General features: G+C 69.2%; 23 protein-coding genes and 5 pseudogenes. 17 read left to right on the top strand and 11 right to left on the bottom strand.

The genetic code is table 11. The annotated features are described in order from the left end of the window. Positions 1 to 233 precede the first annotated feature (233 nt). A pseudogene (locus AB0M39_RS37445) lies at positions 234 to 452 on the bottom strand (DUF5133 domain-containing protein); the annotation flags it as partial. 144 nt (positions 453 to 596) lie between these two features. On the opposite strand from AB0M39_RS37445, the pseudogene AB0M39_RS37440 reads away from it, so the two are divergent. Next, a pseudogene (locus AB0M39_RS37440) lies at positions 597 to 960 on the top strand (nitrate reductase); the annotation flags it as partial. 319 nt (positions 961 to 1,279) lie between these two features. On the opposite strand, the gene AB0M39_RS37435 reads toward AB0M39_RS37440, so the two are convergent. Continuing rightward, complete coding sequence (locus tag AB0M39_RS37435) at positions 1,280 to 2,170, bottom strand: SDR family oxidoreductase (protein ID WP_365372229.1); 891 nt, start codon at positions 2,168 to 2,170, stop codon at positions 1,280 to 1,282. A gap of 271 nt (positions 2,171 to 2,441) precedes the next feature. Then, positions 2,442 to 2,774 carry a plasmid stabilization protein gene (locus tag AB0M39_RS37430; RefSeq protein ID WP_365372240.1) on the bottom strand — a complete coding sequence of 111 codons (333 nt, stop codon included), beginning with the start codon at positions 2,772 to 2,774 and terminating at the stop codon, positions 2,442 to 2,444. A 308-nt stretch (positions 2,775 to 3,082) separates the two neighbouring features. On the opposite strand from AB0M39_RS37430, the gene AB0M39_RS37425 reads away from it, so the two are divergent. Both AB0M39_RS37425 and AB0M39_RS37420 read left to right on the top strand, forming a co-directional pair. Next, positions 3,083 to 4,267, top strand: a complete 1,185-nt coding sequence (locus AB0M39_RS37425; RefSeq protein WP_365372238.1) for a peptide ligase PGM1-related protein — start codon at positions 3,083 to 3,085, stop codon at positions 4,265 to 4,267. Between the two features lie 206 nt (positions 4,268 to 4,473). After that, positions 4,474 to 4,620 carry a hypothetical protein gene (locus AB0M39_RS37420; protein WP_365372227.1) on the top strand — a complete coding sequence of 49 codons (147 nt, stop codon included), beginning with the start codon at positions 4,474 to 4,476 and terminating at the stop codon, positions 4,618 to 4,620. Here AB0M39_RS37420 and AB0M39_RS37415 read toward each other — a convergent pair. Next, positions 4,613 to 4,813 carry a cold-shock protein gene (locus tag AB0M39_RS37415; protein ID WP_365372224.1) on the bottom strand — a complete coding sequence of 67 codons (201 nt, stop codon included), beginning with the start codon at positions 4,811 to 4,813 and terminating at the stop codon, positions 4,613 to 4,615. The two genes, AB0M39_RS37420 and AB0M39_RS37415, sit on opposite strands and share 8 nt — an antisense overlap. Positions 4,814 to 5,334: 521 nt before the next feature. Between AB0M39_RS37415 and AB0M39_RS37410 the strand changes: the two genes are divergently transcribed. Continuing rightward, complete coding sequence (locus tag AB0M39_RS37410; protein ID WP_365372221.1) at positions 5,335 to 5,739, top strand: hypothetical protein; 405 nt, start codon at positions 5,335 to 5,337, stop codon at positions 5,737 to 5,739. Between the two features lie 64 nt (positions 5,740 to 5,803). Here the strand turns inward: AB0M39_RS37410 and AB0M39_RS37405 are convergent, their stop codons facing one another. Next, positions 5,804 to 6,292, bottom strand: coding sequence for a flavin reductase family protein (locus tag AB0M39_RS37405; protein ID WP_365372217.1), 489 nt, complete (start codon positions 6,290 to 6,292; stop codon positions 5,804 to 5,806). Positions 6,293 to 6,298: 6 nt separating this feature from the next. Next, positions 6,299 to 6,688: a hypothetical protein gene (locus tag AB0M39_RS37400; protein WP_365372215.1), complete on the bottom strand. Its 390-nt coding sequence runs from the start codon at positions 6,686 to 6,688 to the stop codon at positions 6,299 to 6,301. A gap of 634 nt (positions 6,689 to 7,322) precedes the next feature. On the opposite strand from AB0M39_RS37400, the gene AB0M39_RS37395 reads away from it, so the two are divergent. Continuing rightward, positions 7,323 to 7,478, top strand: a complete 156-nt coding sequence (locus tag AB0M39_RS37395; RefSeq protein ID WP_365365655.1) for a DUF6131 family protein — start codon at positions 7,323 to 7,325, stop codon at positions 7,476 to 7,478. Positions 7,479 to 7,798: 320 nt separating this feature from the next. On the opposite strand, the gene AB0M39_RS37390 is transcribed toward AB0M39_RS37395, so the two are convergent. Next, the gene (locus tag AB0M39_RS37390) at positions 7,799 to 8,821 is read right to left on the bottom strand and encodes an iron-containing redox enzyme family protein (RefSeq protein ID WP_365372213.1); all 1,023 of its coding nucleotides are present in this window, start codon (positions 8,819 to 8,821) and stop codon (positions 7,799 to 7,801) included. A gap of 231 nt (positions 8,822 to 9,052) precedes the next feature. Further along, positions 9,053 to 9,736 carry a HemK2/MTQ2 family protein methyltransferase gene (locus tag AB0M39_RS37385; RefSeq protein ID WP_365372211.1) on the bottom strand — a complete coding sequence of 228 codons (684 nt, stop codon included), beginning with the start codon at positions 9,734 to 9,736 and terminating at the stop codon, positions 9,053 to 9,055. Positions 9,737 to 10,527: 791 nt separating this feature from the next. On the opposite strand from AB0M39_RS37385, the pseudogene AB0M39_RS37380 reads away from it, so the two are divergent. From AB0M39_RS37380 to AB0M39_RS37365, 4 genes and pseudogenes are all read left to right on the top strand, one after another. Next, positions 10,528 to 10,873 (top strand): annotated as a pseudogene (locus AB0M39_RS37380) (CBS domain-containing protein). Further along, positions 10,873 to 11,319: an EF-Tu/IF-2/RF-3 family GTPase gene (locus AB0M39_RS37375; RefSeq protein ID WP_365372209.1), complete on the top strand. Its 447-nt coding sequence runs from the start codon at positions 10,873 to 10,875 to the stop codon at positions 11,317 to 11,319. Before AB0M39_RS37380 ends, AB0M39_RS37375 begins: the two are co-directional and overlap by 1 nt. Continuing rightward, a complete protein-coding gene (locus tag AB0M39_RS37370) occupies positions 11,316 to 11,426 on the top strand; it encodes a hypothetical protein (protein ID WP_365372206.1) in 111 nt (36 codons plus the stop codon). Before AB0M39_RS37375 ends, AB0M39_RS37370 begins: the two co-directional genes overlap by 4 nt. Before the next feature lie 306 nt (positions 11,427 to 11,732). Continuing rightward, positions 11,733 to 12,077: pseudogene (locus AB0M39_RS37365) on the top strand (uracil-DNA glycosylase family protein); the annotation flags it as partial. Between the two features lie 72 nt (positions 12,078 to 12,149). Here the strand turns inward: AB0M39_RS37365 and AB0M39_RS37360 are convergent. Both AB0M39_RS37360 and AB0M39_RS37355 read right to left on the bottom strand, forming a co-directional pair. Beyond that, on the bottom strand, positions 12,150 to 12,542 hold the full coding sequence (locus AB0M39_RS37360; protein WP_365372235.1) for a hypothetical protein: 393 nt from the start codon (positions 12,540 to 12,542) through the stop codon (positions 12,150 to 12,152). Positions 12,543 to 12,644: 102 nt separating this feature from the next. After that, a complete protein-coding gene (locus AB0M39_RS37355; RefSeq protein ID WP_365372203.1) occupies positions 12,645 to 13,151 on the bottom strand; it encodes an ArsI/CadI family heavy metal resistance metalloenzyme in 507 nt (168 codons plus the stop codon). A gap of 89 nt (positions 13,152 to 13,240) precedes the next feature. Between AB0M39_RS37355 and AB0M39_RS37350 the strand changes: the two genes are divergently transcribed. The 4 genes from AB0M39_RS37350 to AB0M39_RS37335 are packed head-to-tail and all read left to right on the top strand — an operon-like array spanning position 13,241 to position 15,319. Then, entirely contained in the window at positions 13,241 to 13,621 is a 381-nt protein-coding gene (locus AB0M39_RS37350; protein ID WP_365372200.1) for a metalloregulator ArsR/SmtB family transcription factor, read from the top strand. Beyond that, positions 13,618 to 14,394 carry an MIP/aquaporin family protein gene (locus tag AB0M39_RS37345; protein ID WP_365372198.1) on the top strand — a complete coding sequence of 259 codons (777 nt, stop codon included), beginning with the start codon at positions 13,618 to 13,620 and terminating at the stop codon, positions 14,392 to 14,394. The genes AB0M39_RS37350 and AB0M39_RS37345 overlap by 4 nt, the downstream gene beginning before the upstream one ends. Next, positions 14,394 to 14,813, top strand: a complete 420-nt coding sequence (locus AB0M39_RS37340) for an arsenate reductase ArsC (protein WP_365372195.1) — start codon at positions 14,394 to 14,396, stop codon at positions 14,811 to 14,813. The genes AB0M39_RS37345 and AB0M39_RS37340 overlap by 1 nt, the downstream gene beginning before the upstream one ends. A 32-nt stretch (positions 14,814 to 14,845) precedes the next feature. Next, positions 14,846 to 15,319, top strand: a complete 474-nt coding sequence (locus AB0M39_RS37335) for an N-acetyltransferase family protein (RefSeq protein ID WP_365372232.1) — start codon at positions 14,846 to 14,848, stop codon at positions 15,317 to 15,319. Between the two features lie 286 nt (positions 15,320 to 15,605). Here the strand turns inward: AB0M39_RS37335 and AB0M39_RS37330 are convergent, their stop codons facing one another. Next, positions 15,606 to 15,776, bottom strand: coding sequence for a hydrophobic protein (locus AB0M39_RS37330; protein ID WP_365372193.1), 171 nt, complete (start codon positions 15,774 to 15,776; stop codon positions 15,606 to 15,608). Between the two features lie 139 nt (positions 15,777 to 15,915). Between AB0M39_RS37330 and AB0M39_RS37325 the strand changes: the two genes are divergently transcribed. From AB0M39_RS37325 to AB0M39_RS37310, 4 genes and pseudogenes are all read left to right on the top strand, one after another. Next, the gene (locus AB0M39_RS37325) at positions 15,916 to 16,089 is read left to right on the top strand and encodes a CsbD family protein (RefSeq protein ID WP_365372190.1); all 174 of its coding nucleotides are present in this window, start codon (positions 15,916 to 15,918) and stop codon (positions 16,087 to 16,089) included. Positions 16,090 to 16,613: 524 nt separating this feature from the next. Next, the gene (locus AB0M39_RS37320) at positions 16,614 to 17,105 is read left to right on the top strand and encodes a hemerythrin domain-containing protein (RefSeq protein ID WP_365372187.1); all 492 of its coding nucleotides are present in this window, start codon (positions 16,614 to 16,616) and stop codon (positions 17,103 to 17,105) included. A 453-nt stretch (positions 17,106 to 17,558) separates the two neighbouring features. Beyond that, a complete protein-coding gene (locus tag AB0M39_RS37315) occupies positions 17,559 to 17,957 on the top strand; it encodes a hypothetical protein (RefSeq protein ID WP_365372185.1) in 399 nt (132 codons plus the stop codon). Between the two features lie 250 nt (positions 17,958 to 18,207). After that, positions 18,208 to 20,295 (top strand): annotated as a pseudogene (locus AB0M39_RS37310) (DUF4158 domain-containing protein); the annotation flags it as partial.

The following is a 20,295-nucleotide window of genomic DNA, read 5'->3' as shown; positions in this document are numbered from 1 at the left end:
TGCCCGCCGAAGCCGACCTGCTCACCCACACCGCGCACGCGCTCCTCGACGAGCACGGCATCACCGAACCCCTCCAGTGGACACCCCGGCTCCCCACCCGAGCCCTACACCACCTCGTACTCCCCGGGCCCGACCCGGACAGCATCACCGTCACCCAGCTCCACCAGGCCGTGCCCGGCGGTGACTTCTCCATCGCCCGCCTCGCGCAGGCGCGCCGCACCACCACGGGGGGCGAGGAGGGAGTCGTCATACACCTGAGCCCCTGGAAGCTGGTGGCGCGCGGCGATCAGAGCCGCGTCCACGTCGGCGGTGCCGGTGGATATGCACAGAGCACAGGCGACATCGACCATGCGCCCACGCGGCTCGGCGTCGCCGCGTTCTGCGTGCAGAGCCTCAAGGGCCTTGTACTCGTCTACGAGCGTGCGCAGCACTGCGGGGTGGGCCATCAGCATGCCGGGGCTCCTCAGCCGTTGGGACGCAGCCGTTCTCAGTGGTCCTGACGCCGGTACCCCGTACGCGAACACCCATGTCTGTCGGCGCGTGGAAGTGCACCTCGACATCCGCGGCCGTGGCGAGGCTCGGAGGGGAGCGGGCGGGCCGTCTTGAGCGACGTGCCTGTGAGCAGCATCAGGGAGGCCGCGTTACTGCTCGGCGGCGCCGAGCGGCTGCTGTCCACGGTGCTGCAGGGCTTATGCCAGTCCCACCAGGCCACGGCCGCTGCGGTCCACGTCGGCAACCTCCACCTGATCCGCGGCATGCTCGGACGGCCCGGTTGCGATGTTCTGCAGATGACTGGCCAGCCGACAGCGGAGAACACCCGCGAATGCGGCGCCGACGGCGACCTGCCTGGGTTTCGCAACTGCGCGAACGAGGCCCCACGTCCACGACCTCGCGCGGATTTGGAACGTCGACGTTGAGCGCATATCGCATGACGGGCCGTCGACGCGCGCGATGCAGATGCGGACAGAGAGGGCGCACCCTTGGTGCAGTGGCACGACGCCGAAAGCTGCTTCGAGCGTGGAAGGAATGCAGCCAACGGCGGGCGGTGGGGAATGGATCAGCGGTGGTCGGGCAGTCCCGGCTGCTGGGCGGTGTGAGAGGCTTCGCCACCGGGCACGCCTTTCTGGGGACTTTGCAGGTGGTGGGGCTGCTGAGCCGGGAGCGCCTTCCCACCAAGCACAGCTTGCCCTGCCTTCGAGAGGCGCGCTCCCGGGCCGCCGGCAGTCGCCCACTCATGTGCTGCTCTCCCCGGCCGTCGTAAGCGCCACCGAGCATCGGGTCAGGGCAGGGGTTTGCCGCCGGTGGCGTTGACGATCTCCCCGGTGATGTAGCTGGCCTGGGGCGAAGCCAAGAACACGTAGGCGGGCGCCATCTCGACGGGCTGGGCGGGTCGACCGATGGGGGACTGTTCGCCGAACTCCTCGACGTCGGGCATCGTCGCGGGGATCAGCGGCGTCCACACCGGCCCAGGTGCCACGGCGTTCACGCGGATGCCGCGCTCGGCGAGCATCTGCGCCATCCCGTGGGTGAAGGAGACGATCGCCGACTTGGTCATGGCGTAGTCGAGGAGGTGCGGACTCGGCTGGTACCCCTGGACGGAGGTGGTGTTGATGACGCAGCCGCCCCGCGGCATGTGGGCCAAGACGCCTCGGGTCAGCCAGAACATTCCGTACAGGTTGGTCTTCATCACCCGGTCGAACTGCTCGGTGGTGATCGCCTCGATCCCGTCCGGCTGGGACATCTGGTAGGCGGCGTTGTTGACGAGGATGTCGACGTGCCCCAGTTCGTCAACGGCACGGTCGATCAAGGCCGCGCACTGGTCCTCGTCACGGATGTCACACACGATCGGTACGGCCTTGCGGCCTGCCTCGCGAACCAGACGCGCTGTCTCGGCTGCCTCGTCCGTCTCCTCGGGCAGGTGGGTGAAGACCACGTCCGCGCCCTCCCGGGCGAAAGCCAGGCAGACGGCCCTGCCGATCCCGGAGTCGCCACCGGTGACGACCGCTGCCCGGCCGAGGAGGACATCGTGGCCTCGGTAGGAGTCCTCGCCATGGTCCGGTCGTGGCTCCATCTGCTCCGTGGAGCCAGGATGCTTCTGCTCTTGGTCGGGAAAGGGAGGGCGGGGGTGGGCGGTCGTCGGATCGGGGACTCGGGCTGGTTCCTGAGGCATGGGATCTCCCATCATGGCCCTTCCTGGGTGCTGTCGGCCGCGGTGAGGAGACGTGAGCTGTCGGGCAAGCTCGACAGGGTGACGGCCGCTAAGACCTGGTCGGGGCACTGTGCACGGCGGGCGTCGCGGTTGTGCGGAACTGCACCAAGTCGTCTTCCGTCCAGACGTCGACCACCGTGGGCCATGGCGCGAGCCGTCCGCTGGGGCACGGCCCAGGCGGCCACGAATCGTAGGGGGACTGTTCGGCCGGATGCTTGGAGCCCCCGCGCGGTCAGTGGCCGAGGGCGTTCTTGAGCTGCTGCTTGGTCATGGTCGAGCGGCCTTCGACACCGCGCTTCTTCGCCTCCTGGTAGAGCTCGTCCTTGGTGCGTCCGGATGAGCTACCGCCTCCACCGCCGGACTTCTGTCCACCCCGTTGCGAGGCGGACCTGCCCTGCGTGGAGCTACGACTGGCCGTCTTGCTCTCTCCCGACCGGGCACGCTCCTTGTTCACCGTGCGGGAGGCCATCTCCTTCGCACGGTCTTCGGACATGCCGCGCTCCTCGCCGGACTCCTTAATGTGCTCGTATTGGCGTTCTCGCTTGGGGCTCGAACCTCGAGGCATGGCGAAACCCTTCATCGACGGATGGGACGTCAAGGTCATGGTGCGCGTACCCGCATCTGCCCGCATCCCACGCCGACCGGACGAGGGGCTGCCGGAGACCGCCTCGGGGTAGCCGCGAACACGTCAGCCGACTGATCGACCGGCATATGCGGACGTGAGCACGGCAGTGCACGGTAGGACAGGGCGGCAGGGCCAGCGAGAGGGCAGCGGTGCACGAGCCGGATTCAGCTCCATTGGCTGTCTTCGCCAACTTCCTTTCCGACTTGGCGGTGGATCTCCAACAGGGTCATGTACTGGCGCAGTGGGCGATGCAGGCACCACGGGAGGCATGGCTGCTGCGGCCCGGAGACGTGCTTGTGAGCCCTGCACCGCTGAGTAGGGAGTTCCGCCGGTATGTGAGCGCCCTGACGGGAGTGCCCAGTGAGCAGGCTGCGATCATCGAGGTGCCGCCCGCGGGCTCCGTCCCCCTCGCGGAAGCGGTTGTCCGGGCCGGGCTCTTGGGAGAGGTACGAGTGCACGCGGGCCGGCCTGGCGCGGCCCTGCTGCCCACAGCCATGGACGCGTCCGCCCTCGCGTTCGCACGGCAACTCGGAATCACCGTGCACCCCTACAACACGGTCGACGACGCCGCGGTCGCCCTGCCGATCACGATGCTGCTGAACACGAAGGCGGGCTTTCGCCAGGCCGCCGTGCGCGTGGGCATGCGCTTGCCGCAGGGGGAGGTGTGCCGACGCCCGGAGCTGGAGGAGGTGGTCAACCGACTGCTTCAGCAGCATGAGCGCGTGGTGGTCAGACCCGACCGCTCCGCAGGGGGGCACGGTCTGCGCTTCCTTTCGCGGAAGGACGCGCGAGGCGTTGCCCTAGCGCTGGAGTCCGTCGGCGGCCCCGACGGGACGTGGGTGGTGGAGGAGTACGTGCCGGCGGCGGAATCGGTGAGCATTCAGATGGAGAACACGGCTTCCGGGACGCGCGCCCTGTTCAGCGGTGCGATGCGTACGGAGCAGGGCTCGTTCACGGGCTACGTGTCCCCCTTGCCGCCGTCCTGTGCGCACGTGGCCCGCGAACTGGAGGCGTGGGGGATGCGGCTGGGCCGCCACCTGGCCGAAGGGGGGTACCTCGGCCCGTTCGGAGTGGACGCTCTCGTCAGCAAGGCCGGCGTCGTGTACGCAAGCGAGAGCAACGTCCGCCGTACAGCAACCACCACGCCCCACACGATGGTCTACCGGCTGACGGCGGCGTCCGGTGTTTCGCGTCCGGCGTGGGCGGTCTCGAAGAGGCGGACACGGATGTCCTTCGGCTTCGAAGAAGCTCTCGACCGGCTGCGTGGACACCGCCTCGCCTTCGACCCGGCGCGCGGTGAGGGGGTTGTGCTCTACGCGGACGCGCCGACGGACGGCCACTCGTGGCGCTACGCGGTCATCGCCGCACACGAGGGAGGCGTGCAGGAGTGCGAAGCCGGTCTGGAACAGGCCATGGGACTCGATGAAGCCTGACCGGCGGCTCGGCAGGCCGCCGCTCGTGCGGCCGTCGTCGGACGCCGCGCGCACGACGGCGGGCGGCGGTGACGGCTTCTCAGGTTCCGCCCACGGTCGCTTGCCGGGCCTGTCCGAGTCTCGCTCGATTGCTCCTGAGTGATGACCTGGAGCTGGTGCGACTGGGAGGGAGCGGGGCGGAAACAAGCCGAGAGGAGGCGGATCCCATGCCTCGTACGGCGCTCATCGTGATCGACATGCTCAACACCTACGCGCACGAGGACGCCGAGGTCCCGTCCGTCCGTGAGGCACTTTCCGGGATCACGACGCTTTTGAGGCAAGCCGGGGCCAGCGACTCGCGGGTCGTCAGGTGACTCTGACCATGGTGGCCTGGGGGCCCTTCGGGCCCTGATTGACCTCGTACTCGACCCGCTGGCCATCCTCCAGGCTGCGGTAGCCGGTGGCCTGGATCTCGGAGTAGTGGACGAAGAGGTCGGGGCCGGAGTCCTGCTCGATGAAGCCGAAACCCTTCTCAGCGTTGAACCACTTGACGGTTCCCTGTGCCACGCTCGCTCCCGCTGGTGTCGTGCCGGTGTCGGCCGCCATTGTCACCGCATCCCCTCGCCGGGTGGGCAGACGACACGCCTGGGACGGTGGCACCGGCTCTGCGAGCACCACGGACCGGATCACCGACAGCGGCAGAACCCCCGGCCAGCCCAACAGCCGTGCCCCGGCAGTCCCTTCGCCCGTCCGGACGTGCAACCCGGGGATGGCCGTCTCACGCCACTGCGACCCGCTGTACGTCATGGCTCATCATGGCTGCGGGCCCGCCCGATGACGGCGTTGGACACTCCGATGTGGCGCCGCGCAGTGCAGGCCGGCAGATCGAGCCCTCGGGTTTTATGGGCCCGCGTCAGACGCGGGCCCAAGTGCAGCGACCAGGGTTCCTGGCACCTCGGCCCAGTTCTCCCCCCCAGCCGGCGTTAGGTGGCAGAGGTGGTCCTGTGCCGACATGCTCGGCCCAGGACAGAACCTCGCGGGGACGCGTTTCGTTGAGCCGCTCATCCACCCCAGCCGAAAGGTGTCCTGTGAGCAGTGAGATCGCCGTGGACGGGAGCTGCATCAGCGCTTTCCAGGAGCTGAAAGGCAAACGGGACGTCAACACGGTGATCTACCGGCTCAGCAGCACGCTGGACGCTGTCGTGCCCGAGTCGCAGGGCAACCTGACCCACGACGAGCTCTTGCAGTCGCTGCCCGCCGACGAGCCCCGCATCATCGTCTACGACCTGGCGTTCGCCACTGCCGTCGGGGCGCGCATGAACGAGGTCGCGATGATCTCCTGGCTCCCGGAAGCCTCTGCCCCGGAGCACGAAGCCGCCTACGTCCGGGCCTCCGCCGCTCTGCGCGACGCACTCGACGGCATTCAGGTCCTCGTCCAGGCCACCGACCTCTCGGCCCTCGAGCACCGCAAGCTCGTGTCCCGACTCAACTGACACGGCTGCCGAGCAAGCCTGGGCGCTGCCAGCGCCCAGCCGCCGCTCTTCAGGCACGGGATGCTCACGCCGGATGGCCGGGCTCGAGGTCCACGACGTCGCTCAAGAGGAGCAAGGACGGTCGTACCGGGCCGGCATGGCTCCCCTCGACCGGCGAGAGCAGGAATCCCACGTGGTCTCCGCCGTCGACGCGCCCTTCGACCCGGCCGAGGAACCAGGCGCAGGCCCAGTCCAGGATCGGCGCCGCGCCGTGGGCCGACCGACGCCAAGCGAGGTGCTCAAATTTGTCTACTTCGTCACCGGTTCGGCTCCCAAAGAGCTCCGCCGTGCGCTTCTGATCGTCCCGCAGCGCGTGCACGGTGAGGTAAGTGGCGTCTCTCGCGATCCGGTACGTGTGGTTGGCCTTGGAGAGCCACACCATGAAGCGGGGAGGGTCGATCGAGCACTGGGAGGCGAAGCCCACCAGGCAGCCGGCCTGCCGGTCCCCGGCCGCCGCCGTCACCACGTACATCGGATAGTCGAGAACGTCGGTGAACGCGTCCAGCTCTGCCACGGCGTGCTATCCGGCGCTGCGGGTCCCGGGCGGGTCCTGGGGGTCGACCCCGGTCGAGGCGGAGGCGTCCTTGGTCCCGCTGGGACGCTGGGACGGGCCTCGGGATCCGCGGTCGTGCATGCCCTTCTCTTCGGAGTCCTTGCTCTGCTCCTCCCCCCGCCTGCCGCTGCTCTTCACAGGTTTGCCGTGGGGGTTGCCCGCCTCTTCCTCGGGGACCGCCCGGCCGGGGCCCTTGCCTGGGGCGTACTTGTCCGGGTGGAAGGAACGGTGGGCACTTGGGTTCTCCTGCTGGCTGGTCTCGTCCACATCCGGCGACCAGCCGTGTTGCTCGGTGCCCTTGTGAGGACTCGGGCCCTCGCCATGCTTGGGCTGGGACCGCCTCGGCTCTTTGGTCATGGCCTTGCCTGCTGTCTGCCTCGGGGTGGACGCACGGAATGACCGTGTCCCTCTGACACCCCTATCGTCCCATCCTGCGCAAAAACAAGCATATGGGGTTGCTCTGACCGGTTGAGGATGCTCAGCCAGCTTGCGGAGCAGGGCCGAACACCAATCAGAGCCGGCCCTTGGCACCGGTCGGGCTTTCAGCCGCCTCCGATTCTGAGGCAGATCGACTCGCCACCCGGTATCACGACCGCCGTGCGAGCCGCCTCCCTTCGTTTCGTACGCCAGGGCATGCTTCGTACAAGCAGAGGACGCGGCCGATCCCGTGCACTTCCTGTGTTCATCGACGCCATGCGCCCGGGTGGCCGCGAAGGGCTGCGGCCCACGAGTCTTGAGGCGTTCCCGTCGGTCATCGATCCAGCCTGACGTGGTGTCCGAAGCCGAGAAACCGCCGTCTGCGTCGACGACATGACTCGCCCCTGCCGCCGACGTCTCCGGCTGGCCACGCCGACGACGAGGGGGGCGATCAGAATGCAGAGTCCCAGGTGAGAATCACGCGATTGCTCCATGGGGTCGTGCCCGGACAAGCCATTGGGCACGACTGGCGCCTAGCCTGGTAATGACCCGTCAAGCGAGAACGGAGGACACCATGCTCGTCCTCGGCGTCATCTTGCTCGTGATCGGCTTCGTGACCGGGCTCTCGATCCTGTGGACCATCGGGATCGTTCTGCTCGTGATCGGGGCCATTCTCTGGATCATGGGAGCGGCCGGGCACGCCGTCGGCGGCCGCAAGCACTACTGGTAGCGCATCGTAGGAACGTTGGCGGCCTGTGCTGGACTGGTCGGGGCACCCGCGAGGTACAACCTGACGCGGTTCGACGCGGGCGTGGCCAAGGACGACGGCGCAGCGACGGCCAAGCCCTGCGGACCGTATGAGGCGAGCCGCTTCGGCTTCCGCTCCACGCGGCCCGGTCAGGCAGGGGACCCGTCCTCGTTTTCGCCTGGCAAGCCCACCGGTGGTGCGGCTAGTTGCGCGCGGCCGGTGATGATACCCGCGCGGCGGCCCAAGCCCCCCGAGCCCTGCGATGCATGGCCCTTTCCGTTCGCTCTGGCTTCGAGGGAGCCTTACGGCAGGGGTCTGCGCAGCGCAGTGCTTCCCTGAGCCCACGCATCGCGGATGTGGTGGGCGAGGCGGTCCTCCAGCAGGAGGGTCGCTGCGCAGCCGAAGGCGACGTCGGCCTCCAGGGAGGGCTCGTCGGTGAGGAGACCTCCGATGACGTCGTGGCGTACGACCTGTTCGTGGACGGCGTCGGCCTCGACGTGTTCGGCGTAGAAGTGCTCGGCGGCGGCTCCCGCCCCGCAGCGCCGCATGGCCTTGACCAGCCGCCTGGAGCCAGGGGGCGAGGTGACCTCGACGCACGCGAAGTGGCCGACGAGGGCGCCGCGCAGGGCCCGGTGGAGTCCGAAGAGGGACATGAGGTTGACCGTCGCGAGGAGGGGCGCAGGCGCGTGGTCCAGGTACCGGCCGTAAGCGGGATCGAGGCCGAGGTCGGCCATGAGGTCCGCGAAGAGCCGCGCGTGGATGCGCTCGGCGCGGCCGGCGCCGAACTCGTCGTACTCGATGGCGACGAAGGCAGCCTTGGCCCGCCCCGTGAGGCGGGGGATCGCCCAGGCGTGCGGGTCGGCTTCTTTGAGGTGGTAGAGGGAGCGAAGGGTCGCATACTCGCGTAGCTGCCACAGTTCGCCGTCGGTTTCGAGGTATCGGCTGAGGCTGCCGGAGAGGTCTACGGGCTCCACCAGGAGCGGTGCGAAGGCGTCCTCGACCGTCTGGGGCGCGTCGGACAGCTCGGTGTGCATGGCGTCGAGAAAGCGCGCTTCCATCGCTTGGCGCAGTCGCAGCAGGTCGGGGTCCCACTCGCGTGCGTCGTCCACTCCTTCGAAACCGCGGTAGTGCAGCTCGTACAACAGGTAGAGGGCGAGCTGGAGGTCCTCGCCGTAGGGGTCTGCCGTCAAGACCTCTCCCGGGGCGTATCGCAGCGTGCCGCCGGATCGCAAAGCGTCCGTCACGGCGCGGGACAGTTCGCCCCGCCCCTCCACGAGGCGGGGGGCGGCAGCCGTGGCCGCCGGGCTCGGGCTGTGAGGTGCCATCACGGGTTCCTGTCCTCAGGCGGCGAGACGGTTCGCTCGCGGTGCCGGGAGTCGCACGGCGTACGTGCGACTGCGACGGCAGGCGCCCACGGCGGCTGCGCCACGGTCGGAGGGGGCGGTCGTCGCGTCGTCCAGATCGTTTGGACCGGGGCCTCGAAGCGGACCGGCTTTGGCGGATCCACGGTCAATCGGCGGGAGGATGCCGGCGCGGACGCCGGGCGCGGGTCGCCGTCAGAGGTTCTGGGCACGGATGACCACCAGCTCTTCCCACTCCTCGGATTCGCTCGCCAGGCCCTGCCGCTGCAGCCAGACCCGCCGCGAGCGCAGGACCGGGCCCCAGGGGACGGAGGCTTTGGCCGTGACCTGGGCGGACAGCCCTGCCTCGGTCAATCGGTCCACGGTCGCCTCTGCTCCGCACATGCCTGAATGCACCATGAGGAGGACGCCGCCGGGACGCAGCAGAGCCGGAGCGGTCGCGCAGATCCGGTCGATCAGCAGGCGTCCGTCGTGGCCCGCGTCCCAAGCTCGCGCCGGGCCACGCGAGGGCAACCGCGCCCCGGGACCGGGCACGTACGGTGGATTCGCCACGACCAGGTCGTACCGCCGGCCGACGGTACGTGCCGCGAAGTCACCGTGCAGGACGCGCAGGGGAAGCCCGCAGAGCAGAGCGTTCATCCGCGCCGTGAGGACTGCGGGCCAGGAGACGTCGACTGCCGTGACCACGGCGCCCCAGCGCGAGGCGTGCAAGGCCAGTGCACCAGTCCCCGTGCCGATTTCCAGGACGTCCCTGTGCCCGAGGTCCTCGAAGGCAAGTGCGTCGGCGAGTAGACGTGTGTCTGCCTGCGGGCGATAGACACTCGGGAGGATCACTAGGCTGCCAGGCAGCGCACCACCGCTCAGAGCCGTACTGGGCATCGCGTACCTCCGGATCGAACGCCACGCGCCCGTGATGGCCGCTTCCATGAGTACACGCTGCGTCTGCCCCGGGAGAGGCGCCCCATTCAGCATTCCGGCGATCTTCGAAGCATCAAACGTAACCCCAGCCCGGAGCGCTCGCCTCTCGCACAGTGCGGGGATGCGTTGCCGTCCCGGACGCTGGTGAGGCTGGCCGCACCGTGGTCGAGAGTCTGCGAGTCTCTGCGGACGCTTCTACGGGGCCGACACGTTCGAGGCGGGGCAGTTCGATGCGGGGTGCCACGCAAGGCAGGATGACTCCTGCTCGCAGACGGTGCAGAGCCGGTTTCTCTGTGTCCTTCGGACGGCAGCAAGGAGCGAGACACGCAGCTGCGGACGCCGGCAGAACGAGGGATTTGCCGCAGACTGGAGCCGCTACCTCCAAAGCGCTCCCAACTCTGGAGTGGCTGGGCCAGGCCCTGGACGTCCGTCCCCTTCTGTCCAGGGCTTCGTCTCTCTCCAGAGAACCGGCGCGCGACGTGGACCAGCCCGCGGACGTGCAGACGCCCCGGCCTACGCCGGTCCGGGGTCGCGCCCCATTCGTACGGATCGCTTCTCCCTTGACATTGCCTCTTCGCGCCGGTCCGGCCGGGACGCGCCTGATTGCGCGCCTCTTACGGGTCACGTTTGCGTGGTGCCCGTTACGGGGTCTGCGACGGGGGAACCCGTGGCCCCCTCATCAACATGCATCCGCTGCCTGTACAGGTCCGCGGGGCGGCGGAACCGAGTCCGTCGGCGCGGACGAGAGCGTCCTGGACGCCGCCAGGAAGATTGAAGGACCTGGGCGTCGGCGCACTGCCGATCTGCGGCACGGACAACAAGCTCAAGGGAATGCTCACCGACCGCGACATCGTCGTGTAGGTACTCGGAGAGGGCGAGGACCCCGCCTCGGTCGAGGCCGACGAGCTGGCCCAGGGCGAAGCCGTGACGATCGGCGCGGACGACGATGCCGAGGACATCCTGCGCACCATGACCCAGCACAAGGTGCGCCGACTGCCCGTCATCGACGGTCACGACCTGGTCGGCATGGTCGCCCAGGCCGACGTCGCCCGTGCTCTGCCCCCGAACCGGTACACGCCGTCGACCAGCCGCTCCTGATGGCGATCGAGAACGTGTCCTCCGACTCCGCCGACGGCACCGTCGTCACCGGGCGGATCGAACGCGGCCGCATCAAGGCCCAGGACGCAGTGGAGGTCGTCGGCCTGCGGCCCAACGCCAAGGCCACCTGCACCAGCATCCTGATCTCCGGCAAGCAGGCCGACGAGGGCCGCGCCGGCGAGACCTGCAACGTGCTGCTGCGCGACATCGAGCCCAACAGGGTCGAACGCGGCCAGATCCTCGCCAAGCCGGGCTCCGTCGGCGTGCACCCCGAGTTCACCGCCGAGGTCTACATCCTGATCCTGCGCGCGGAGGAGGGCGGGCGGGCCACCCCGTTCTCCACCGGTTGCAGCCCCCGGTTCCGCCTTCGCACGGCCGACGTCACCGCAGCGTGGAGCTGCCCGAAGGCGTCGAAAAGGCCAACCCCGGAGACCACCTCCAGATGACGGTCACGCTCTCCGAGCCCGTCGCACTGGAGGCCGGCCAGCGATTCGCCATCCGCGACGGCGACCAGAACGTCGGCGTCGGCGTCATCGCCAAGACCATCAAGTAGCGGGCACCGCCTCACTCCCGGCCACCACGCAGGCGCAGACCGAGCCGCTGACACCGCACGCGTCCTGAGCTCGCGACACCGCACGCCCCTATCGGCAGCAGAACCGGGCCGTCCCCTCTGCCCCGGCTCTGCTGCCGATTCGCCCGGGCTCATTCACCCGCGGCCGGCCAGTGATCGCCGGAAGCACACCGTGGTGACCGGCCCGGCCGGGTCCAGGGGAAGAGCGGCGGCGGCTCGCTGGCCGCGTCCCTCGGGCGACGAGGACGCCGGCCCCGACCACCGCATAAGACGGCTGCCAGCCCACAGATCGACGAAGGGCAGCAGTACGACGCCACACCGTTCCTGACCGGCCGACGTGCGAGGCTGCCCGGCCTGCGCAAGGCGGCGGCCGGGTGCCGGGGCTGCCCGCTGCTCCTGGTCGCCCGGCTGCTCGCCGACGAGCATGACGCATGCGAAGGCGACCTGCAGGGCAGGCCGTTCGTGGGCCCGGCGGGGAAGATTCTGATGCGGGCACTCGGGGATGCGGGCATCGACCCGGAGCAGACGTACGTCCCCCATGTGGTCAAGCACTTCAAGTTCACGGTCCCTGAGGGACGCAAGCGCCGGATCCACAAGGCGCCGAGCCTTCGCGAGATGACGGCGTGCCGCCCGGATCTGCCGTTCCCGGATCGACCGGCACCGTCGGGTGTGGTGCCGCCACGCGCCGGACTGGGCACGCAGGATCTACGGCGCGGCCACCTTGCTGAGCACCAGGGAGGGCGTCTTATCCGGAGTACGGAACTCCACCGTCTCCCGGCCGCTCGTGTAGAGCTGGATGCCGCCGGTCTCACCGAGACCACCGTCGTCGACTGTCAGGTAGATGAAGTCGCTGGACGAGCTGTCGACGAACTCCCATCGACCGCTGAAGTCGCCCGGGCCGGAGAGCGAGTCTGTCGACACATCAGTGGCAGAGAACCTCCCGTCGGACTCGAGCAGGATCTCGCCGCGGGTCGCGTCGTTGCGGTACACCCCGGGCAGCTCGTCGGGGTCGACTGAGTTCGCACACCCCGAGGTGAGTACCGCAGAAGCGGTCAGTGCGGCGACGACGAGCCACCCTCTACCTTTGCCCCTGATCATCACGGCCCCAGCGTAACGGCAGCACGAACAGCCGAATAGTCACACCGGACACGCCTAACCGGGTCGCCTCAACAGTATGGAGACCTGAGCCGGTCGCCGGGGTCAGCTGCCGCAGGCACACCTGGCGGCGGCCTTCGCCTCGGCGGGAGTCTGGGCCGGGTCTACGGCCTGTTCGTCCGGGGTGCAGCAGGCCGTGGTGCCGCAGCAGGCATCGGGCGAGGTGTCGGCCTTCTGAAAGGTGTCGGCGTCGGCCTTGACGACGTAGACCTCCCAGGGCTCCTTGCCGGGGCCGTGGACCCACACCTTGTCCTGCAGGGCGTAGCAGCAGGAGGTGTCCTTCTCCTCGAAGGTGGCCAGGCCCGCTTCCTTCAGCCGGGTCGTGGCGGCGGCGACGTCCTCGGTGGAGGCGACCTCGACGCCGAGGTGGTCCAGGCGGGTGTCCTCGCCCGTCTCGCCCTCGATGAGGACGAGCTTGAGCGGGGGCTCGGTGATGGCGAAGTTGGCGTATCCCTCGCGCCGCTTGGCGGGCTCGGCGCCCAACAGCTTGGAGTAGAAGACGATCGAGGCTTCGAGGTCTGCGACGCGCAGGGCGAGCTGAACGCGGGACATGGCGGTCTCCCATCAGAGAAAGGCTTGTTTCGACGTCTGTCGATGCAGTCGACCTTGCCACCGGATTAGATGGCTGTCAACATAGAGACATGTCGAAACAAGCTGGTCTGCCGGTGCTCTGGCAGGACGATGCGGTGTGCTGTGCGCCGATGGTCCGCGAGCCGCTGGGCGAGGAGGCTGCGGCCGAACTGTCGCGGATGTTCAAGGCGCTGTCGGACCCGATCCGGCTGCGCCTGCTGTCGCTGATCGCCTCGCACGAGGGCGGCGAGGCGTGCGTGTGCGACCTCATCGGCCCGTTCGACGTCTCCCAGCCCACCATCTCCCACCACCTGAAGGTGCTGCGCGAGGCCGGGCTGGTCGGCTCCGAGCGGCGCGGGACCTGGGTGTACTACTGGGTGCTCCCCGAAGCTCTGGCGAAACTGTCCGCCCTGCTCCAGACCCCCGCCGTACCCGCGAAGGCGCCGGAGTGAGCGCGTCGGCGCCGCTGGCCCGGCGGGCGGTTGTCGAAGGGATCGGCACGGCCGCGCTGGTCGCGGTGGTGGTCGGCTCCGGCATCCAGGCCACCGCACTGACCCGCGACGTCGGCGTGCAGCTGCTGGCCAATTCCCTGGCCACCGTCTTCGGCCTCGGCGTGCTGATCGCCCTGCTGGGACCGGTGTCCGGGGCCCACTTCAACCCGGTGGTCACCATGGCAGCCTGGTTCACCGGCCGCCGGACCGGCGAAGCCCCCGCCCTGCGCGACGTCGCGGTGTACGTGCCCGCACAGGTCGCCGGGGCAATCGGCGGCGCGGTGCTGGCCGACGCCATGTTCGGCAAGCCGCTGGTCCACTTCTCCACCCACGACCGCGCCGCGGGGCACCTGTGGCTGGGGGAGATCGTGGCCACCGCCGGGCTGGTCTGGCTCATCTTCGGCCTGGTCCGCGTCGGCCGCGCGCACCTCGCGCCGCTGCTGGTCGCCTCCTACATCGGGGCGGCGTACTGGTTCACCTCCTCCACGTCCTTCGCCAACCCGGCCGTCACCATCGGCCGGGCGTTCACCGACACCTTCGCCGGCATCGCGCCCGCCTCCGTGCTGCCGTTCCTCGCCGCCCAGCTGGTCGGCGCCGCCGCCGGTCTCGGCCTGGTCGCCGTCTGCTTCGGCCGCCCGACCGCCGCCGCAGCCGACGACGAGGTCGTCCTCCCCCTTGGCGGGCAGCAGCCCGCCGCTCCCGCCCGTTCCACCGAAGAAAGCGCCCTGACCTGATGAGCACCTCCGCCATCCCGTCCGTGCTGTTCGTCTGCGTGCACAACGCCGGCCGGTCCCAGATGGCCGCCGCCTTCCTCACCCACCTCGGCGACGACCGCGTCCAGGTCCGCTCGGCCGGATCCGCCCCCGCCGACACGGTGAACCCGGCCGTGGTCGAGGCCATGCTGGAAGCCGGCATCGACATCTCGGCCGAGACCCCGAAGGTCCTCACCACCGAGGCGGTGCAGTCCTCGGACGTGGTGATCACCATGGGCTGCGGCGACGCCTGCCCCTACTTCCCCGGCAAGCGGTACCTGGACTGGCAGCTCAACGACCCGGCCGGCCAGGGCGTCGAGGCGGTCCGTCCGATCCGCGACGAGATCGAGCGGCGCATCCGCGGCCTGCTCGCCGAACTCGGCATCGAGCCCGCGGCGTGACGGCCGCCGGGGTGGGCGTGCGCATCGCGCCCATGCGGCCGGAGCATGCCGAACAGGTCCTGGCGATCTACCAACTCGGCATCGACGAGGGCAATGCCACCTTCGAGACCACCGCCCCGACGTGGGAAGCGTTCGACGCCGCCAAGTCGTCCGGCCACCGTCTGGTCGCCCTGGATGAGGGCGGGCAGATCCTGGGCTGGGCGGCCGTGGTTCCGGTCTCCGACCGGTGCGCGTACGCCGGCGTCGTCGAGCACTCCGTCTACGTCCACCCCGGCGCCCGCGGCCGCGGCGTGGGCCTGGCCCTGCTGACGGCCCTCCTCGCATCCACTGACGCCGCCGGGATCTGGACGGTGCAGTCCGGCATCTTCCCGGAGAACACCGCCAGCCTCGCCCTCCATCAGCGGGTCGGGTTCCGCGTCATCGGCACCCGCGAGCGCATCGGTCGCCATCACGGCACCTGGCGCGACGTCGTCCTGGTCGAACGCCGCAGCCCCACCGTGAACTGAGCGTCACGGCTGTCGCGGACGGTGATTCTCATAAATGTTCATCCGTGGGCAGGCTGCGTCGCGAGCTCGCGGGGGTCGGGGCGTGGCCGGAGGTTGCGCAGGTTCCGGTGCGCATGGGCCCCGCCACGCCCCCGACATCGGGCGCGTACCCCGTGCTTGGTTTCAGACGCGGACAATTCCGGGCCGGCCGCCGCGTTCCCTTCGAGCCGCGCACCTCTGAGACGCGGCTCGGGGTCCCACCGTCTGACGGTGGGACCCCGAGGGCGAGGTGCGGCGAGGGATTGGCTCACCATCGGTACCAGCGGCCCCGGCCGCCGCCGGCATTGGTGGAGCGCATGACGAATCCGAGCAGCCACAGCACCAGGACCGCGACGGCCACCCACCACAGGACCTTGACGGCGAAACCGGCGCCGAAAAGGATCACGGCGAGAAGCAGAACGAGAAGCAGGGGAACCATAGTTATCAACCTCCTGGCGCTCCGTTTGCCCTGCCATTCCGTCTCCATTCACCGACACAGCTTTGTTTATGGAGGGATAGCCGGGGCACCAGCGGCTTTGAGAGATTGACGGCTTCGAAGCTACGAGGAGGCGCGTTCCATGAGTGCCAGCGAGAAGGCCAAGGCCAAGACCGAGCAGGCCAAGGGCAAGACCAAGGAAGCTGTGGGTGGCGCCGTTGGCAACGAGCGCATGGCAGCCGAGGGGCGAGCCGAGAAGAGCACTGGCGACGCCCGCCAGGCCAAGGAAAAGGCCAAGGACGCATTCAAGTCCTAATTCGAGAATTCTATGAAGGGGCCCTCCCGCCGGGAGGGCCCCTTCGATATCCTCGCGCGCACGCTCGACAAGGGCGCACCGTGGAGAGGACGATCGGGAGATCACGCCGGGCGGTGTCACCACATGCATAGCCCTGCAAATGCCTTGGAACTCGTGCCACTGCGCGACCCTCGACACCCGGCGCCGCGGTGCTCTTGAGGACTATTGCTGACGACAAGACTCGACAGTCCGCCCCGAGGCTCTCCCTCGGTTCGAGGTAATCGGTGCTGGCGATGATGGCAGGGCGGCCCCGCTCGGCCCGGTGGTCAGCGCCGCCGTCCTGCCCAGCAGCGACGCTCAAGGAACGCGATTGGCTACGAGGCACCGAGCGCCGCGTTGCTCCGCACGGCCGAGTCGCCGAGCAGGTCGTGGCCGGATGGGTGTACCCCAGCGGTTTCGTGGCCCTGCCGCCGGGGAGTCATCGCTACGAGCGATGAGGGTATGCGGTAGTGATCCCGATCGTTCGCACGAAGGTGGTGCCCATCATGGCCGAGACACAGGACGTCGTCGAACTCATCCTTAAGGACCACCGGCGCATGGAGGATCTGTTCCGCCTGATGCGCAGCATCGAGGCAGACCGGGCCAGCGCGCTTGCGGAGTTCGCCGACCTGCTGATCGCCCACGCGCTGGCCGAGGAAGCCGAGGTCTATCCGGCGCTGAAGAGGTACAAGAACATCGACGACGATGAAGTCGAACACGGCGAGCACGAACACGACGACGGCAACAAGGCTCTCCTGCACCTCCTCGAAGTCGACGAGGTCGGCTCCGAGGAGTGGGACTCCAAGCTGGAAGAGCTGGTGGAGGCCGTCACTCACCACACGGACGAGGAAGAGCGCACCATCCTCAACAGCGCACGCGAGAACGTGGCGACGGGTCGTCGCGAGGAACTGGGAGCGGCATTCCGTGGCGAGCGCGAGCGCCAGCTGAAGACAGGCTGTGGCTCGGTCGACAACGTACGCCGCATCGTCAACTCCTAACCACACCCAGAGCTCTGTCCCAGAGCTCCGCAGGCTCCGGGGCATGGGACAGACACCCGGGACCGAGTGCAGGGGACAGCACCATCCCGGACGACGCCGATCATCCGGGTGAGGATCCCGGGTGGCAGGCCACAGCACGCGGTGTGGACTGTGAGTGGGTCGAGGAATGAAGGCGCCGCTGAGCGTGGGCCCCGAGTCTTGGAGGGAAGAAGCGTCAGGCCGGCTGGATCGAGCAAGAAGCGCGAGCGTCAGTACGAGCACATCAGGGAGAGTGCCGAGAAGCGTGGTGCCTGCAGCTGACGTACGCCCGACACTGGCCCCCGTCGAACGCGCCGAGCAGCATCGGTAAGTACGGCCGGCAAGCGGGACGAACCACACCTGGGCCGGCGACCGAGGGTCCCGAGGGTTGTGAGTCATCGTTGTGCGGGAAGTTTCGAGCATGGATACGGCCCTGTGCTCGCCTGGGCGCTGGCGGCGGCAACCGTCCTCTACAGCGCCGCGATCGTGGCTCGCCCAGTCTGGTTGGCCAAGCCGTGCGGCCTGGCCGACATAGACGGCTCGGCACCTTCGTCGACAGCACTGTTGATCCGGGCCATCGGCACCCGGGATATCGCCATCGGCACCGCCATGCTCCTCGCAGCCGACGTGCAGACACTGCGGACCGTGACAGCCTGTAGAGCGGCCTCCGACTTCGGTGACGCGGCACTCTTCGGAGCCGCCTTGTCCGGCGCTCGGCGGTGGAAGGTTGCCGGGTTCGTCGCAAGCTGGGGCGTACTGTGCCCGCTGCCAGCCTTCCCAGACGGGACCGCTCCGCTCACTCGGGCGGACAGCGACTGCATCGACGAGCGATGAAGTAGGCCGCGACCACGATGGCCTCGATGATGATCACCCGGGACGGGATGTCCGGATGTCCCCGCAAGCCGCCGTCAGCAGGATCGTCATGATCCCCGGCAGTGGTCCTCTGCCGGGGGAATCGGGGGTTGAGGAACATCCATGTCAGATCGTGCGCTAAGGGTTCGCTGGCTCGATTGGCGCTTTGACCTGCACTGATTGAGCGTCGGAGTCTTCGTGGGTCGCTGTTGTCGATCTTCGGAGTGTTGTTGTGGCGGTCGAGTTCCTGACGGATGAGCAGGCGGCCGGGTACGGGTCGTTCCATGAGGTGCCCTCGCGGGCGGAGCTGGAGCGGTACTTCTTCCTGGACGACGCGGACCGGGACGCGGTGCAGGCCAAGCGCCGCGCCCACAACCGGCTCGGGTTCGCGGTCCAGCTGACGAGCGTGCGGTTCCTGGGCCGGTTCATGCCGGACCCCCGGCAGGTGCCGGTCGAGGTGGCGGAGTATCTGGCCGGGCAGCTGGAGATCCGGGACGCCTCGTGTCTCAAGCTGTACGGCGAGCGGGACGGTACGGCCCGTACGCACGCCGGGGAGATCCAGGAGGCCGGGGGCTGGCGGGACTTCGCCGAGGTCCGCGAGGAGCTGGCGGGCTGGCTGGACGCGCGGGCGTAGACGACGGGGGACGGGCCGAAGGCGTTGTTCGACGCGGCGGCCGGGTGCTGCGCGAGGGCCGGGTGCTGTTGCCGGGCGCGAACCGTCTGGCCCGGCTGGTGCGCTCGGTGCGGGAGGCGGCGAACCAGCGGCTGTGGGACACCCTGTACGGGATGCTCGGTGTGGGGCAGCGGGCGGTGCTGGACTCGCTGCTGGTGGTGCCGCCGGGTGAGCGGGTCTCGGAGCTGGACCGGCTGCGGCGGGGGCCGGTACGGGTCTCGGGTCCGCAGATGAAGCGGGCGCTTGAGCGGGCGGAGGAGATCGCCGCGCTCGGGATGGGCGCCCTGGACGTGTCGGGGATACCGCCGCGGCGCCTTGCGGAGCTGTCGCGGTACGGGGTCGACGGAAAGGCGTCGCTGCTGCGCCGGCACTCCGATTCGAGGCGGCTGGCGACACTGTTGGCCACCACGGTCTGGTCTACCTCACCTCGGGGGCGGTGGACGACGCCCTGGACCTGCTGGAGGTGCTGATCGCCACGAAGCTGCTGGCGAAGGCAAACCGGGAGAGCGTAAAGGAGAAGCTCAAGACCCTGCCGCGGGTGGAGCGGGCGTCGGCGAAGCTGGCGACCGCGTTCCAGGTCGTGTTCGACACCACGAGCGAGCAGGTCGACACCAACACCGGCGAGATCGCCCCGCCGAAGGTGGAGAGCCTGGAGGCGATGTGGGCGGCGATCGAGCAGGTGGTGTCCCGGCACGAGCTGGCGGCGGCGATCGCCGCGCTGTTCGAGCTGACGCCGCCGCTGGACTCGGACGCCGATGAGGCGTGGCGGGCGATGCTGGTGAACCGGTTCGGTACGGTGCGGCCGTTCCTGAAGCTGCTGGTCGCCGTGGTCGACTTCGACGCCACTCCCGAGGGCAGGCCCGTGCTGGACGCGCTGAGTTGCTCCCGGAGCTGATGGGCCGCAAGAAGGTCGGCCCGGCCGAGATCGACACCGGCCTGCTGGCCGGGTCGTGGCGGCGTCTGGTGCTGGCGGCGCCGCATCTGGAACCGGGGACGGTGGACTGGAAGGCGTACACGTTCTGCGTGCTGGAGCATGTCCACCGGATGCTGCGGAGCAAGCAGGTGTTCGCCCTCAACTCCTCGAAGTGGGGCGACCCCCGCGCGAAGCTGCTGGCCGGTGAGGCGTGGGAGCAGACCAGGCCGACCGAGCTGGCCTCGCTGAATCTGCCCGGGGAGGCGGGCGGGCATCTGGCGGCGCGGGCCGCTCTGCTGGACGGCACCTACCGGGAGGTCGCCGCCCGGGTCCCGGACAACGCGCAGATCTTCTTCGGCGACGACGGCCGGCTGCACTTCGCGGCCCTGGAGCCGGAGCCCGAACCGGCCTCTCTGCTCGACCTGCGGGCGGCGGTGAACGCGATGCTGCCCCGGGTGGATCTGCCCGAGGTGCTGCTGGAGGTGTTCTCCTGGACCGGTGCCGACCAGGCGTTCACCTCGGTGACCGGCGGCGAGGCCCGCCTGCGGGACCTGAACGTCACGATCGCCGCGCTGCTGGTCGCGCACGGCTGCAACGTCGGCTACACCCCGGTGATGGGCGGCGCGGACGCGCTGAAGTACGGCCGCCTGTGCCACGTGGACCAGACGTATCTGAGGCTGGCAACGTACCGGGCCGCGAACGCCGCGCTCATCAGCCACCAGGCGTCCATCGGC

It is taken from the genome of Streptomyces sp. NPDC051907, from assembly GCF_040681075.1.
In the GTDB taxonomy this organism is placed as follows: Bacteria; Actinomycetota; Actinomycetes; order Streptomycetales; family Streptomycetaceae; genus Streptomyces.
Note: the sequence above shows the minus strand (reverse complement) of the source record. Positions and strands in the feature narration are given on the sequence as shown.